The sequence below is a fragment of the Streptococcus sp. HMSC062B01 genome (assembly GCF_001811085.1).
GTDB classification, from domain to species: Bacteria; Bacillota; Bacilli; order Lactobacillales; family Streptococcaceae; genus Streptococcus; species Streptococcus gordonii.
This window is the reverse complement of record NZ_KZ672800.1, coordinates 37,258-52,555: the sequence shown is the minus strand read 5'-3', so window position 1 is coordinate 52,555 and position 15,298 is coordinate 37,258. Positions and strand designations below refer to the sequence as shown.

Below are 15,298 nucleotides of genomic sequence, written 5' to 3'. Positions count from 1 at the left end.
TAAATTAATTGTCTAACTTTTTGGGGTCAGTACATATTGTAATTAATTAAGTAGTTTTTTATTTTAAGATAGAGCACATCATTTCCGTATAATTTAGCTAGCGTTTTTGCTTCAGTATAATATTGTATAATCTCTTCTTTAGATAGAAATTTTTCACAAGAATTAGCAACGAGAAGAAGTAGAGAAGGCATTTGATATGCTGTATTATTATTTTTACAAAAATCTATGGTTTCTAATGCTGTTTCTAAAGCATCCAGTAATTGACCGTTAATCGTTAAATGATGAGCAAAATTATATTTTAACCGAATATATCCTTCTATATCCTCTTTTAATTGGAAATCTTTTGTTGAATAGATTTGAAGAAGTTTCTTGTAGTTTCTTTCATATTCTTCGTTATAACCTATATTTGAGTAGAAATTTGTTAGAGTATTCAGAGCTTTTAAAAAAATATTTTTTTTATAATCGAATAAAGAGTCAATAAGATTTTTAAGCAACTCGATTGCGCTATCTTTCTTATCATAGTTATAAAAGAGTATAATAGCTTCAATCCATGTTAAATAAGATTGTTCATCCTCATTAAATGAATTTGATTTACTTTTTTCAAGGTTGTAAAGATATTCTAAATCAGTGTAATTTCTATGTTCTAAAAGCTTTGAGGACATGGTAATAAACTTTCGTAAATCAGAGACAGTCTCATACGATTCATCGAAAAAGAAGTTTATATCCACTTGAAGTTTTTGTGATAACTTATAAAGAATATCAGCGGAAGGGAAATAGTTCGTTCGTTCGATTTTACTAATTAAACTTTGTTCGCAAATTCCATCAGCCAAATCTTTTTGAGAAAGTCCGAGTGACTTTCTTTTTGTTTTAATTTTATTACCTATTGATTGCATATTAAATCTCGTTTGAAATATTTTATATTGAAATTGATAAATTAATTACTAGTACATAGTATATATCATAAGAGATATATTGTCAAAAATTCAAATATATTTGTAGTTTTAGCAATCATCAAGATCTTAAACAAATCATGTTATATGAGATATTTATTAAAAAAAAACTTAAATGGAATAAAAATTATTGACTTAAAATAATCAATGGTATATAATTTAGTAAAAAGGGATGAAAGGGGTTTCAAAATGAAGGGCGATAGAAGTACATATCTTACTAAAAAATTTATAGTTTTAATGGCAGTAACATGTTTTAGTATTTTTCCATCTGTTATGATTTTTGGGAAAATAGGATTTATAATTTATGGAGTCTTGTTCTTTTGGACTGTAAAGACATCGCTTGAGATCGAGAAAATTAAAAAGCAAAACAACTTAAATATTGTATCGGATTTATTAAAGGATAAAACTACTGAAGAGTATAAAATGATAGAATCAGATGAAAGGGTAAAAAACTTTATAAGTAGTTTAAGTCAGACAAAAATATTATATACGGTCGTTGTTGGGGTAATAATAACTCTGTTTTCGGTTCTTATTTATTATCTTATTGCGTGCATTGGAGATATGCTGTTTTAGGTTTTGGTAACATAGTAATAGCTACTACTATTCTTGATAATTTATCTAACAAATGAAAAGACAGTAGATTGATGCTACTGTCTTTTATGTATTCAAACATCTAATTCATTTTATAAAAATCTAGTGATTCAAATGATTTATATTGTGATATATAGCATTTTCTCAAAAAGAAAAAAACCTATGAAATCAACGTTTCATAGGCTTTTCTTTATCTCAATTATTTAACCTCTGTAAACACAACGTGTTTGCGAAGTTTTGGTGAGTATTTCTTCAATTGAAGACGGTCTGGAGTGTTACGTTTGTTTTTAGAAGTAAGGTACAAGCGTTCACCAGATTCTTTGTGTTCAAGTGTAATATTTACGCGCATGGTATCTCCCTTCTATTATTCAGCTGCAGCAGCTTTAGCGATCTTACGTCCTTTGTAGTATCCTTTAAGTGATACACGGTGAGAACGTGAGTAATCTCCAGTAGTTTCGTCAAAAGTTACAGATGGAGCTGTTACTTTGTAGTGAGTACGACGTTTGTTTTTCTTCGCTTTTGAGGTGCGACGTGCAGGTACTGCCATTGTTTGTTTCTCCTTTTAGTTTATGATTTCGATTCAGTTTGATGATTTACATCAACTTTAACAGTATATCAAAAGTTTTTTGTAAAGTAAAGTTACTTGACAGATTTTTTTATTTAATTTGAAAATAGCAGAGCAATTATTTTTATAAAATTCTGAAAATTTAAAAATTTTCTCCTGTTCATTTGAGGGCAAGTGTGGTATAATATAGGACACAAAGACCACTGATAGGAAGGGAATAGACATGACAGATAAGCTAGAAAATCGTCATAGAAGTAAGATTTACGATAGCATGGTTAAATCACCAAACCGTGCCATGCTTCGGGCTACAGGAATGACGGATAAAGATTTTGAGACACCTATTGTAGGGGTGATTTCGACTTGGGCGGAAAATACCCCTTGTAACATGCACTTGCACGACTTCGGTAAGCTAGCAAAAGAAGGGGTTAAATCTGCTGGTGCTTGGCCTGTGCAATTTGGCACGATTACCGTTGCGGACGGGATTGCCATGGGTACGCCAGGGATGCGCTTCTCTTTGACCTCTCGTGATATCATTGCGGATTCTATCGAAGCTGCCATGGGCGGGCACAATGTGGATGCCTTTGTGGCCATTGGTGGCTGTGACAAGAACATGCCAGGCTCTATGATTGCCATTGCCAATATGGATATTCCTGCCATTTTCGCCTATGGTGGAACCATTGCACCAGGGAACCTTGATGGGAAAGATATTGACTTGGTTTCTGTATTTGAAGGAATCGGAAAATGGAATCACGGAGATATGTCCGAGGAGGACGTGAAACGTCTCGAGTGTAATGCCTGTCCTGGCCCTGGTGGCTGTGGCGGTATGTACACGGCCAATACCATGGCTACAGCCATTGAAGTTCTGGGTATGAGCTTGCCAGGCTCCTCTTCTCACCCTGCAGAATCAGCCGACAAAAAAGAAGACATTGAAGCAGCTGGACGTGCAGTTGTTAATATGCTTAAGATGGGGTTGAAACCGTCTGATATCTTGACGCGCGAAGCCTTTGAAGATGCGATCACAGTGACCATGGCTCTGGGTGGCTCTACTAATGCTACTCTGCACTTGCTAGCTATGGCTCATGCGGCCAATGTTGAGCTGACACTGGACGACTTTAATGTTATTCAAGAGAAGGTACCGCATTTGGCTGACTTGAAACCATCTGGTCAATACGTCTTCCAAGACCTTTATGAGGTTGGTGGGGTGCCTGCTGTGATGAAATATCTCTTAGCGAATGGCTTCCTGCACGGGGATCGCATCACTTGTACTGGTAAGACAGTAGCAGAAAATCTGGCGGACTTTGCGGATCTGACACCAGGTCAAAAAGTCATCATGCCACTTGAAAATCCAAAACGTGCAGATGGTCCATTGATCATCTTGCATGGTAATCTAGCTCCAGACGGCGCTGTTGCTAAGGTTTCTGGTGTTAAAGTACGCCGACACGTCGGACCAGCCAAGGTCTTTGACTCAGAAGAAGCTGCTATTGATGCGGTGTTGGCTGATGAAGTCGTAGATGGCGATGTAGTAGTGGTTCGTTACGTTGGACCAAAGGGTGGTCCTGGTATGCCAGAAATGCTGTCACTTTCTTCTATCATCGTTGGTAAAGGTCAAGGGGACAAGGTTGCCCTTCTGACAGACGGCCGCTTCTCAGGTGGTACTTACGGTTTGGTTGTCGGACACATTGCTCCTGAAGCTCAGGATGGTGGCCCAATCGCTTATCTCCGTACAGGCGATATAGTAACCGTTGATCAAGACACCAAGGAAATTTCCATGGCTGTCTCTGATGAAGAGCTGGCGAAACGTAAGGCAGAAACAACGATTCCACCGCTTTATAGCCGCGGGGTACTTGGTAAATATGCCCATATGGTATCCTCTGCCGCTAAAGGTGCTGTTACCGACTTCTGGAAACCAGAAGAAACTGGTAAGAAATAACCTATAGATAACAAAAGAACCCGCTAGAAATACTAGCGGGTTTGATGTTTTTATTTAAAAATGTAGATGAACCAGTCGTTTTTTATTTAGGACTGATCCCTAGTGCAATACGGCCAAAACGGCTGATACGGGTGATTTTCCAGGCAGGTGACCAAGTAACCTCGACAGAGACACTTTCGATCTCATCAATCTTCTTAAGAGAGTCCATGATGGCGATGGGCAGGCTCTCGGCACAGTCGCAGGCTGTATCAGTAAAGGTCATGACAATCTTGCAGTGGCCACTTTCGTCTAGGTTGATCTCATAAATCAGACCTAGGTTATATACATCTAGCTCTACATCCGGATCGTAAATGCGCTCGAGTTTTTCTACTAGTTTATCCTGAATTGCAGCTGCTCGGTCGTTGATTTTGATATCGTCTCTCATAGGTATCTCCTTCTATCTAGCTGGAATTGTTTTTATTTTCTCACAATTCTGACATTTTTTCAAGATATTTTCCATAATGAAAACGGATTTACTTCTTACTGTTGGAAAATGTCATTTGTACTCCTAAAAATGCTGGACTTGTGGTAAAATATAGGTACTAAAGAAGACAGAGGTGAGAAGATGAAATTACAAAAACCAAAGGGAACTCAAGATATTCTCCCACAAGAGTCTGCCAAGTGGCAATATGTCGAAGAATTTGCCCGTGAGACATTTAGGAAATACAATTATGCTGAGATTCGTACTCCTATTTTTGAGCATTATGAAGTTATCAGCCGTTCTGTTGGAGATACGACAGACATTGTGACCAAGGAAATGTACGATTTTTATGATAAGGGCGACCGCCACATCACCCTTCGTCCGGAAGGGACAGCACCTGTCGTTCGTTCTTATGTGGAAAACAAGCTCTTCGCGCCGGAAGTTCAAAAGCCTGTCAAGCTCTACTATATGGGCTCTATGTTCCGCTATGAACGTCCACAAGCTGGTCGTCTGCGGGAGTTTCACCAGATTGGAGCAGAGTGCTTTGGTTCTAGCAATTCCGCAACAGACGTAGAAATGATTGCTATGGCAGCTCAATTCTTCAAGGAAATTGGCATCACCAATGTCAGCTTGGAGCTAAATACACTGGGGAATCCTGAGAGCAGAGCGGCTTATCGTCAGGCTTTGATTGATTATTTGACTCCACTGAAGGCTAGTCTATCTGCAGATAGTCAACGTCGCTTGGAAGAAAATCCCCTGCGCGTGCTGGATTCTAAAGAGCCTGAGGATAAGGTGGCAGTAGAGGGTGCTCCGTCTATTCTGGACTATCTGGATGAGGAGAGCAGTGCTTACTTTGCGGCTGTTCGCTCTATGTTAGAGACTTTACAGATTCCTTATGTCATCAATACCAACATGGTTCGTGGTTTGGATTATTACAACCACACGATTTTCGAGTTCACAACTGAGGTGGCTGGTAGTCAGTTGACCATTTGTGCCGGTGGCCGTTATGATGGGCTGGTTGCCTACTTTGGTGGTCCTGAGACACCAGGTGTCGGCTTTGGTATGGGCTTGGAACGCTTGCTTCTCGTCTTGGACAAGCAAGGTGTAGAGCTTCCGATTGAGACGGGTCTGGACGCTTATATCGCTGTTTTGGGAGCTGGTGCCAATGGCAAAGCTTTGGAATTAGTTCAGTCTCTCCGAGCACAAGGTTTTGCGGCTGAACGGGACTATTTGGACCGCAAGATTAAGGCCCAATTTAAATCAGCGGACATCTTCCAAGCGAAGACCATTATTACTCTTGGCGAGAGCGAGCTGGAAAGTGGCGAGCTGACTGTCAAAAATAATGAGACGCGTCAAGAAGTGACAGTGTCACTCGATGCTATTAAGACAGATTTTCAGGCTGTTTTGGCCCAAATTGGACTCTAGGCAAGTGAAAGCAACAGGTGCTGGAATTCTATTCCAGCCCTCTGTTTTACTTGAGCAACTACAAATGATCATCTACAAAGGAATATTGAATGAAAAAAATAGTCATGCTTTCCCTTATTCAGGCAGTCGCTTTATTTATCATAACAGGTCTTATGTGTTTATTTATTAGGGGAGATTTCTTTTTCCGCTATCTAGCTCCTATATTTGGCTTGGCGGCAGGTCTTTTTCGATTTTTAACAGCTATGGTCAGCAAGGCCTTGGCACCTGCTTTATTTGAAAAGGGCAAGAAGGAAGACTAGGCTTGAATTGACATTTTGTAAAGCCTGCTATTTAGCAAAAATGATTTTTCTAAAAAAATCTTGAGGGACAAGCTTATCCCTCTATCTTTATGGTAAAATAGAACAAGAATTAAAAGTTTGGAGAAAAATAATGAAACGTTCGATGTATGCTGGACGTGTTCGCAAGGAGCACGTAGGTCAAGAAATCACTTTGAAAGGCTGGGTTGCTCGTAGACGAGACTTGGGTGGCTTGATTTTCATTGATTTGCGAGACCGTGAAGGCATCATGCAGCTGGTTATCAATCCTGAGACTGTTTCAAAGGATGTGATGGAGACAGCAGAAAGTCTGCGTAGCGAGTTTGTCATCGAGGTGACAGGTCAAGTGGTAGCCAGAGAGCAAGCTAATGATAAATTGGCAACAGGTGCTGTAGAATTACACGTGCAAAGCCTAGAGGTTCTAAACACCGCTAAAACAACTCCTTTTGAAATTAAAGATGGCATTGAAGCCAATGACGATACACGTTTGCGTTACCGTTACCTTGACCTTCGTCGTCCAGAGATGTTGGAAAATCTCAAACTTCGTGCTAAGGTGACCCACTCTATCCGCAACTACTTGGATGAGTTGGAATTTATCGATGTGGAGACACCCTTCCTTTCCAAGTCAACACCAGAAGGGGCGCGTGACTATTTGGTGCCATCTCGTGTCAATAAAGGTCATTTCTATGCTCTTCCTCAAAGTCCTCAAATCACTAAGCAATTGTTGATGAATGCTGGGTTTGACCGTTACTATCAAATCGTTAAATGTTTCCGTGATGAAGACTTGCGTGGTGACCGTCAGCCTGAGTTTACCCAGGTCGACTTAGAAACTTCCTTCCTTAGTGAGCAAGAAATTCAAGATATCACAGAAGGATTGATTGCGCGCGTGATGAAAGAAACAAAAGGAATCGAAGTGACGCTTCCATTCCCCCGTATGAAGTATGATGATGCCATGGCTCTTTACGGTTCTGACAAACCTGATACCCGTTTTGACATGTTGCTTCAGGACTTGACAGAGGTTGTCAAGGGTGTAGACTTCAAAGTCTTTTCAGAAGCTCCGGCAGTAAAAGCAATTGTCGTTAAAGGGGCTGCAGACAACTATTCACGTAAAGACATTGACAAGATGACTGAAGTAGCCAAACAATACGGTGCCAAAGGTCTTGCTTGGGTCAAGGTAGTTGACGGAGAATTAAATGGACCAGTTGCTAAGTTCTTGACTGGCATCCAAGAAGACTTGTCGACAGCTCTTGGCCTTGAAGACAAGGACTTGGTTCTCTTTGTAGCGGATACGCTTGAAGTGGCGAATGCAACACTTGGTGCCCTTCGTGGACGTATCGCTAAAGAGCTTGGCTTGATTGATAACGATAAATTCAACTTCCTTTGGGTTGTTGACTGGCCAATGTTTGAATGGTCTGAAGAAGAAGGTCGCTACATGAGTGCCCACCATCCATTCACTCTTCCACAGGCAGAGACCGCTCACGAATTAGAGGGTGATTTGGCCAAGGTTCGTGCCATCGCTTATGATATCGTCTTGAACGGTTATGAGCTTGGTGGTGGTAGTCTTCGTATCAACCAAAAAGAACTTCAAGAACGGATGTTCAAGGCTCTTGGTTTCTCAGCTGAAGAAGCTAATGATCAATTTGGATTCCTTCTCGAAGCCATGGACTATGGTTTCCCACCACATGGTGGTTTGGCTATCGGGCTTGACCGCTTTGTGATGCTCTTAGCAGGCGAAGAAAACATCCGTGAAGTGATTGCCTTTCCTAAGAACAACAAGGCGACTGACCCAATGACACAGGCTCCGAGTCCTGTGGCTGCAAAACAGTTAGATGAACTGAATTTACAAGTGGAAGTAAATGAAAAAGACTAAGTTTTATAAGATCCTACGTTATAGGATTCGCCGATTGGCCTATAATTTTCGGCTCTTGAAAGTGCTACAGAGCATTTCTAAGGAGAAATATGATGAGAAAATCTCGGCTTCGATTGTCTATGGTTTTCTCTCAGCTGTTGCTGTGAATTTCTTTTTTCAGCCTGGGCATGTTTATTCTAGTGGGGCAACAGGTCTAGCTCAGATTTTTTCTGCCTTGAGTGAGAGATTTATTGGGATGACAATTCCAGTTTCTCTTACCTTCTATTTAATCAACATTCCCCTGATGATTGTGGCCTGGTATCAAATTGGACATAAGTTTACAGTTTTCACCTTTATAACTGTTAGTATGAGTTCCTTTTTTATCCAGATTGTTCCAGAGGTGGTTTTAACACAGGACCCTATTATCAATGCTCTTTTTGGGGGTGTCGTGATGGGGACCGGTGTTGGTTTTGCCTTGAAAAATAATATTTCTAGTGGAGGAACGGATATTGTCAGTTTGACGGTTCGTAAGCGGACAGGCCGTAATGTCGGTAGCATTTCCTTTGTGGTGAATGGGGTGATTATGCTGATTGCGGGGCTGACTTTTGGCTGGACTTATGCACTTTACTCGATGATTACCATCTTCGTATCCAGTCGGGTAACGGATGCTGTATTTACTAAGCAAAAGAAAATGCAGGCCATGATTATTACAAGCTGTCCAGATAAGGTTATCGAAAAAATCCACAAACGATTGCATCGGGGAGCTACCATGATTAATGGTGCAGAAGGAACCTATAATCATCAGGAAAAGGCAATTCTGATCACAGTAATTACTCGGGCTGAGTACAGTGAGTTTAAATACATTATGCGTAAAACCGACCCGCAAGCCTTTGTCTCTGTTTCAGAGAACGTCCATATCTTAGGACGTTTTGTGGAGGAATAAGCAAGTAATTGTTGCTTGGATATAACATAACAAATGCACCTTTTTAGGAGGTGCATTTGTTTTACAAATAAAAATAAGACGAATGAAGCAGTAGATTATTCTATGGTCGCTCTTTGATGATATTGCTAGAAAATACTATGCTAGAAAGGCTAAGTAAAGCTGGATCAGTTAGAATTCAGGCTGGTTGATCAAATTAAAAATGCGCCCTTTAGAGCGCATTTTTAGTTTCTTACATTTTTTCTGGAGCATCAACACCAAGCAGGCGGAGAGTTTCTTTTAGGACCACGGCTGTAGAGTAGCTGAGGGCCAAACGACTATCGCGTTCTGGGCTTTCGTCCAAGATCCGTGTGTGTGCATAGTATTTGTTGAAGGCTTGAGCCAAGCTGATAGCATACTTAGCGATCAATGATGGCTCATAGTTATCTGCAGCACGTTTTACAACACGACCGAAGTCTTGGAGGAGCTTGATGATTTCCCAGCTTTCAGCATCGTTTAGACGGTAGTCAGCATTTGCATCAGGTGTGAAATCTGCCTTACGAAGGATAGATTGGATACGAGCATAAGCGTATTGGATATAAGGGCCTGTTTCTCCTTCAAAGGATACCATGGCTTCCAAGTCAAAGTCATAACCATTGCGACGGTCTGTTTTCAAATCGTAGAATTTAACCGCACCGACCCCAACAGCATGAGCAACCGCTTCTTTGTTTTCAAGTTCTGGATTCTTGTCTTCAATTTGAGATTTTGCACGGCTAATCGCTTCTTGCAAGGTTGGCTCAAGAAGAATGATATTTCCTTTACGTGTAGACAGTTTTTGACGGTTCTTGGTAACGAGACCGAAATCTACGTGAGTCATATCATCGCTCCAGTCAAACCCCATCTTCTTAAGTACAGCTTTGAGCTGGCGGAAGTGGTTAGACTGTTCTTGACCTACGACATAGATACTTTTGACAAAGTTATAGGTACGAGCTCGGTACATAGCGGTTGCAATATCACGAGTGATGTAAAGCGTAGCTCCGTCAGATTTTTTGATCATAGCTGGAGGAAGGTTGACATCATCAAGGTTGACAATGCTCGCACCTTTTGATTCTTCCAAAAGACCTTTTTCTTCAAGGATTTTAATCCCTTCATCCATCTTGTCGTTGTAGAAGGCTTCACCGTTTAAGCTATCAAACTCAACCCCGAGAAGTTCATAGATACGGTTGAATTCGACCAAGCTTTCGTCACGGAACCATTGCCAAAGTTCAGTTGCTTCTGGATCTCCATCTTCTAACTTTTTAAACCACAAACGTCCTTCGTCATCCAAGGCGGGGTCGTTTTCGATTTCGGCATTGATACGGACATAGAGTTGTAGCAGTTCGTCAATAGGATTGGCTTCGACAGCTTCCTTGCTTCCCCATTTTTTATAAGCGACCATGAGAAGACCGAATTGTTTACCCCAGTCACCCAAGTGGTTGATTTTGATGGTATTGTAGCCCATTTTGCGGAAGATATTAGAAAGTGCATCTCCGATAACGGTAGAGCGCAAGTGACCAACTGAGAAAGGCTTGGCAATGTTTGGACTTGAAAGGTCGATAGTAACATTTTCGCCCTTGCCTTCATTTTGTTGTCCGTAGTCAGCCCCTTCTTTAACTACTTCTTTAATAACTTGACCGGAAATCTCAGCCTTGTTCAAGAAAAAGTTGACATATGGTCCAGTCGCAACAACCTTGTCAAAGTGAGTTGTATCAATCTTTTCGACAATATCAGCTGCAATAGCTTGAGGAGCCTTGCGTTCTACTTTGGCCAATGAGAAAGCAGGAAAGGCGATATCTCCTAAATCAGAACTTTTTGGCTGTTCGAGTAAATTTAAAATAGCGTCTTGGTCCAGGCTGTCAATCACCTTGGCCAATTCGCTGGCAATGATCTGTTTATTATCCATAGGTGCTCCTTTGAGTCTTTTAATATTACTATTTTATCACATTTTTAAAGGAATCTTCAAATTTTTTGGGTATCATAACAATTTTTTGGTATAATCTAGAGTATAAATATACAACTATCGAGGGGAAAATGAAAAAGAAGAAACGTCATGACTTAATCAAGAAAATGATTAAAGAGGAGAAGTTAGGGACACAAAAGGATATCCAGACTCGTCTGGAAGAAGAGGGTATTTATGTAACTCAGACGACTTTATCCCGCGATTTGCGAGAAATTGGTCTAATTAAAGTCAAGAAAAACGGCCAGCTCTATTATGTTTTAGCGCAAGAAACGGCTCGAATTGATTTGACTGAGGTTTTGTCTTACCATCTTAGAGGGGTAGCCCGTGCGGAATTTACTTTGGTTTTGCATACACGCTTGGGAGAAGCTGCAGTGCTGGCTAACATCATTGATGAAAATAGGGATGAGAGGATTTTAGGTTCCTTAGCAGGTGCCGATACACTACTATTAATTTGCCGTAACCAGGATACTGCCAAAGAAATCGAAGAGCAGATTTTGTCAAAGATGTAAATTGAAGAATGAAATAGGGCTGAGACAAAAGTTTCAACCTTTTTCTATTTATGGTAAAATCAGGTAAGATGATTCTTGGGTAACCATTAGAGTTCATGGTATAGCAAAAGGTGCTCAGGATTTAAGTGATTAGAGAGTTGGAGCCTACAGGCCTAACTTGTCAACGAGAGAGGAAACTATGGCAACAGAAAAAATATCGCCAGGTATGCAGCAGTACTTGGATATTAAAAAAGACTATCAGGACGCCTTCCTGCTGTTTCGTATGGGTGATTTCTATGAGTTGTTTTACGAGGATGCTGTTAAAGCGGCACAGATTCTCGAGATTGCCCTGACTAGCCGTAATAAGAATTCAGAAAATCCCATTCCAATGGCGGGTGTACCTTATCACTCTGCCCAGCAATATATTGATGTTTTGATTGAGTCTGGTTATAAGGTTGCCATTGCAGAGCAGATGGAAGATCCTAAACAGGCCGTGGGGGTGGTCAAACGCGAGGTGGTCCAGGTTATTACGCCGGGTACGGTAGTTGATTCTAGTAAGCCAGCCGGAGAAAATAACTTTTTGGTTGCTTTGGATAGGCAGGAGCAAGCTTATGGCTTGGCCTATATGGATCTGGCTACGGGAGAATTTCAGGTAACCAGCCTATCAGATTTTGACCAAGCTTGTGGAGAAATTCGAAATCTCCGGGCTCGGGAAGTGGTCGTGGGTTATTGCTTGTCAGAAGATGAGCAGCAGGTTTTGTCAAAACAAATGAATTTACTCCTGTCAGAAGTCGAGGAAGCAATGGAGGACGTTCAGCTCTTAGGAGATGAGTTGTCATCTTTAGAAAAGCAGACGGCAGGGAAGCTTTTGGCCTATGTTTTTCAGACGCAGATGCGGGAGCTCAGCCATCTCAAAAAGGCCCATCATTATGAGATAAAAGATTTTCTTCAGATGGACTATGCTACAAAGACCAGTCTGGACTTGACTGAAAATGCCCGGACGGGCAAGAAGCATGGTAGTCTTTTTTGGCTCATGGATGAAACAAAAACAGCCATGGGAGGACGCTTGCTTCGTTCTTGGATCCAGCATCCCTTGATTGATAAGGGACGAATTATCAAGCGTCAAGATGTCGTTCAGGTCTTTCTGGATTATTTCTTTGAGCGGAGTGATTTGGCAGATAGTCTCAAGGGCGTCTATGATATTGAACGCCTGGTAAGTCGTGTGTCATTTGGCAAGACCAATCCCAAGGACCTCCTGCAATTATCTTCTACTCTGAGCCATGTTCCTCAGATTCGGGCCATTTTAGAAACGATTGAAAGCCCAGCTCTGGAGAGTTTGGTGGCAAGGCTAGATGCGATTCCTGAACTGGAAAATCTAATCAGCTCTGCGATTGACCCAGATGCTCCACAAGTAATTACTGAGGGCAATATCATTCGAACTGGTTTTGACGAGACTTTGGACCAGTACCGTTTGGTCATGAGAGAGGGGACTAGCTGGATTGCGGACATTGAAGCCAAGGAGCGAGAGGCAAGTGGTATTGCTAATCTGAAAATTGATTATAACAAGAAGGATGGTTACTATTTCCATGTAACTAATTCTCAACTAGGCAATGTTCCTAGCCATTTCTTCCGAAAAGCAACCTTGAAAAATTCTGAGCGTTTTGGTACGGAAGAGCTGGCGCGCATTGAAGGCGAGATGTTGGAGGCGCGTGAGAAGTCTGCTAATCTGGAATATGAGATCTTCATGCGCATTCGTGAAGAGGTCGGAAAATATATTCAACGGCTACAAGCCTTAGCTCAAACCCTAGCTACGGTCGATGTTTTACAGAGCTTTGCGGTTGTGGCTGAAAGTCAACACTTAGTCCGTCCAAGTTTTACAAGCAGTCGTAGTTTGCAGATTAAAAAAGGCCGTCATGCGGTTGTCGAAAAAGTCATGGGAGCCCAAAGCTACATCCCAAATAGTATCGAACTGGGTCAAGAAACAGATATTCAGCTGATTACTGGACCAAATATGAGCGGGAAGTCAACCTACATGCGACAGCTGGCAATGATTGTCATCATGGCTCAAATGGGATCGTATGTACCAGCAGAAGTAGCCAGTCTTCCGATTTTCGATGCTATCTTTACACGAATTGGTGCAGCAGATGATTTGGTTTCTGGGCAGTCGACCTTTATGGTAGAAATGATGGAGGCCAATCGAGCCATTCGACAAGCAAGTGAACGCTCTTTGATCCTTTTTGATGAACTAGGGCGGGGGACTGCGACTTATGATGGGATGGCTCTGGCGCAAGCAATTATTGAGTATATTCATGATCGTACCAAGGCCAAGACTCTTTTTGCAACCCATTATCATGAGTTGACAGACCTGTCAAGTAGCTTGACACGATTAGAAAACGTCCATGTGGCAACTCTAGAAAAAGATGGCCAAGTGACATTTTTGCATAAGATTGAAGCAGGACCTGCTGACAAGTCCTATGGGATTCACGTGGCAAAAATTGCTGGCTTACCTACGGATTTGTTAAGGCGAGCAGATGCGATTTTGACAGATTTGGAAAATCAAGAGAAAAGAGAGGCTTCTCTTCCAGCGTCTAGAACTGACTCCCAAAAAGTGTCTGAGCAGATGTCGCTTTTTGTAGAAGAAACGGAAAATCCGGTCCTGACTGAACTACGAGACTTGGACATCTACAATATGACTCCTTTGGAAGTCATGGCAGCCGTGGCTGAGTTGAAGAAGAAGTTGTGAAAACAAAGAACAGACTTGTTAATGCTTCAAGTCTGTTCTGTTTATTTCTCACGATTTGCTAGACAAGTCGCTATTGATCTTTTGAATTTTACGGTAGGTGCGGTAGTAGATAGCGCCTGAAATAAGCAGATAAATGAGAGTGAATTCCCCAACGGCAGTCAGTGTCAGGCTAAGTATTTTTTCTCGTGGGAAGAATCCAGCTAGGTTGGCCAAAAGTGCAAAGGTCAGCATCATCACGCCAAAGTGGCTAACGACGGAGCGCAGAATGCTCCAGTCTCTTTGGAAGAAGTTTCCACTCCATCTGAAAATAGCTCCCATGATAAACCAGATAAGTAGGCAGTAGAGCATGATGAGAGAAACATGGACATGCTGGCTCAAAAAGAAGTGGCCGATAGGAGAGCGAGGGTGCAGCGGTAGATAAGCTGGATTGTAAAAATAAGAAACAATCATGGAGAAGAAGAGACCGATGAAAATCCCTCCAATCCCTCCGAAAAAGAGTTCTTTAAGACGAGTTTTCATAATTGCAACCTTTCTTTAATGGATTTGAGATAGCGGCGGGACGAGTATGTCTGATCACCGTTTTTCAGAAATATTTGAATCAGGCCATTTGGAGTCAGCTTGAGGTGGCTGATTTGTCGGCTGTTGATAATCTCCGACTGAGAAATCTGCAGGAAATAGTCCGGCAGGACCTGCAGCAACTGATAAAGAGCTTGTTGAACTCGATAGCCATCTTTTGCTGTTCGAACCTGAACCTGGCGATTTTCTGTATAGATTCGGTGGATTTCCTTAGCATCCAGCAGATAGATTTCATCTTCTTTTTTGACATGAATCTTGTCTTCTTTGCCTAGATGTTGAGCAAAGTGGACCAATTCCTGAATGCTTTCTGTCATGAGGCGAGCCTCAATGCTGACGGAGTCTTCGGTGACTTGAGAATCGATTCTTAGCTTAACTTTCATAACTTCCTCCTTTCACCTTTATTAAACCGCAACTTGGCAGCGAAAACAAGCCCCTTTGTCTATGTGGCAGCTATTTGTGTCTATCTGGTTTGTCTTGTGAGCAGAGTGG

15 protein-coding genes are annotated in these 15,298 nt (G+C 41.6%); 8 read left to right on the top strand and 7 right to left on the bottom strand.

All coding sequences use genetic code 11. The features are described 5' to 3' along the window. Positions 1-26: 26 nt before the first annotated feature. A complete protein-coding gene (locus HMPREF2780_RS08285; protein WP_105026482.1) occupies positions 27-893 on the bottom strand; it encodes a helix-turn-helix domain-containing protein in 867 nt (288 codons plus the stop codon). A 246-nt stretch (positions 894-1,139) separates the two neighbouring features. Between HMPREF2780_RS08285 and HMPREF2780_RS08280 the strand changes: the two genes are divergently transcribed. Next, on the top strand, positions 1,140-1,523 hold the full coding sequence (locus HMPREF2780_RS08280) for a hypothetical protein (RefSeq protein WP_105026481.1): 384 nt from the start codon (positions 1,140-1,142) through the stop codon (positions 1,521-1,523). 217 nt (positions 1,524-1,740) lie between these two features. Here the strand turns inward: HMPREF2780_RS08280 and rpmG are convergent, their stop codons facing one another. Both rpmG and rpmF read right to left on the bottom strand, forming a co-directional pair. Then, positions 1,741-1,890: a 50S ribosomal protein L33 gene (gene rpmG, locus HMPREF2780_RS08275; protein WP_001265622.1), complete on the bottom strand. Its 150-nt coding sequence runs from the start codon at positions 1,888-1,890 to the stop codon at positions 1,741-1,743. Positions 1,891-1,905: 15 nt separating this feature from the next. Beyond that, positions 1,906-2,088, bottom strand: coding sequence for a 50S ribosomal protein L32 (gene rpmF / locus HMPREF2780_RS08270; protein ID WP_008809991.1), 183 nt, complete (start codon positions 2,086-2,088; stop codon positions 1,906-1,908). 241 nt (positions 2,089-2,329) lie between these two features. Here rpmF and ilvD point away from each other — a divergent pair, with 241 nt between their 5' ends. Further along, on the top strand, positions 2,330-4,036 hold the full coding sequence (ilvD, locus tag HMPREF2780_RS08265; RefSeq protein WP_008809990.1) for a dihydroxy-acid dehydratase: 1,707 nt from the start codon (positions 2,330-2,332) through the stop codon (positions 4,034-4,036). An 82-nt stretch (positions 4,037-4,118) separates the two neighbouring features. Here ilvD and HMPREF2780_RS08260 read toward each other — a convergent pair whose 3' ends face one another. After that, positions 4,119-4,460 (bottom strand): metal-sulfur cluster assembly factor, encoded by a 342-nt coding sequence (locus HMPREF2780_RS08260; RefSeq protein ID WP_012131031.1) that lies wholly within the window; start codon positions 4,458-4,460, stop codon positions 4,119-4,121. 180 nt (positions 4,461-4,640) lie between these two features. Here HMPREF2780_RS08260 and hisS point away from each other — a divergent pair, with 180 nt between their 5' ends. The 4 genes from hisS to HMPREF2780_RS08240 all read left to right on the top strand — a co-directional run bounded on the left by hisS (position 4,641) and on the right by HMPREF2780_RS08240 (position 9,027). Then, positions 4,641-5,921, top strand: coding sequence for a histidine--tRNA ligase (hisS, locus tag HMPREF2780_RS08255; protein ID WP_045504671.1), 1,281 nt, complete (start codon positions 4,641-4,643; stop codon positions 5,919-5,921). Positions 5,922-6,010: 89 nt separating this feature from the next. Then, positions 6,011-6,220, top strand: coding sequence for a hypothetical protein (locus HMPREF2780_RS08250; RefSeq protein ID WP_045504669.1), 210 nt, complete (start codon positions 6,011-6,013; stop codon positions 6,218-6,220). Between the two features lie 130 nt (positions 6,221-6,350). Next, entirely contained in the window at positions 6,351-8,105 is a 1,755-nt protein-coding gene (aspS, locus tag HMPREF2780_RS08245; protein ID WP_045504667.1) for an aspartate--tRNA ligase, read from the top strand. Next, complete coding sequence (locus tag HMPREF2780_RS08240; RefSeq protein ID WP_045504665.1) at positions 8,092-9,027, top strand: YitT family protein; 936 nt, start codon at positions 8,092-8,094, stop codon at positions 9,025-9,027. Before aspS ends, HMPREF2780_RS08240 begins: the two co-directional genes overlap by 14 nt. A gap of 229 nt (positions 9,028-9,256) precedes the next feature. On the opposite strand, the gene argS is transcribed toward HMPREF2780_RS08240, so the two are convergent. Then, on the bottom strand, positions 9,257-10,945 hold the full coding sequence (argS, locus tag HMPREF2780_RS08235) for an arginine--tRNA ligase (protein ID WP_061596046.1): 1,689 nt from the start codon (positions 10,943-10,945) through the stop codon (positions 9,257-9,259). Positions 10,946-11,073: 128 nt separating this feature from the next. Here argS and argR point away from each other — a divergent pair, with 128 nt between their 5' ends. Both argR and mutS read left to right on the top strand, forming a co-directional pair. Then, entirely contained in the window at positions 11,074-11,511 is a 438-nt protein-coding gene (gene argR, locus HMPREF2780_RS08230) for an arginine repressor (protein WP_105026480.1), read from the top strand. 178 nt (positions 11,512-11,689) lie between these two features. Further along, positions 11,690-14,233, top strand: coding sequence for a DNA mismatch repair protein MutS (gene mutS, locus HMPREF2780_RS08225; protein ID WP_105026479.1), 2,544 nt, complete (start codon positions 11,690-11,692; stop codon positions 14,231-14,233). Positions 14,234-14,281: 48 nt separating this feature from the next. Here mutS and HMPREF2780_RS08220 read toward each other — a convergent pair whose 3' ends face one another. Further along, positions 14,282-14,752 (bottom strand): DUF3021 domain-containing protein, encoded by a 471-nt coding sequence (locus tag HMPREF2780_RS08220; RefSeq protein ID WP_061585382.1) that lies wholly within the window; start codon positions 14,750-14,752, stop codon positions 14,282-14,284. Next, on the bottom strand, positions 14,749-15,189 hold the full coding sequence (locus HMPREF2780_RS08215; RefSeq protein ID WP_008809980.1) for a LytTR family DNA-binding domain-containing protein: 441 nt from the start codon (positions 15,187-15,189) through the stop codon (positions 14,749-14,751). The genes HMPREF2780_RS08220 and HMPREF2780_RS08215 overlap by 4 nt, the downstream gene beginning before the upstream one ends. Positions 15,190-15,298: the final 109 nt, after the last annotated feature.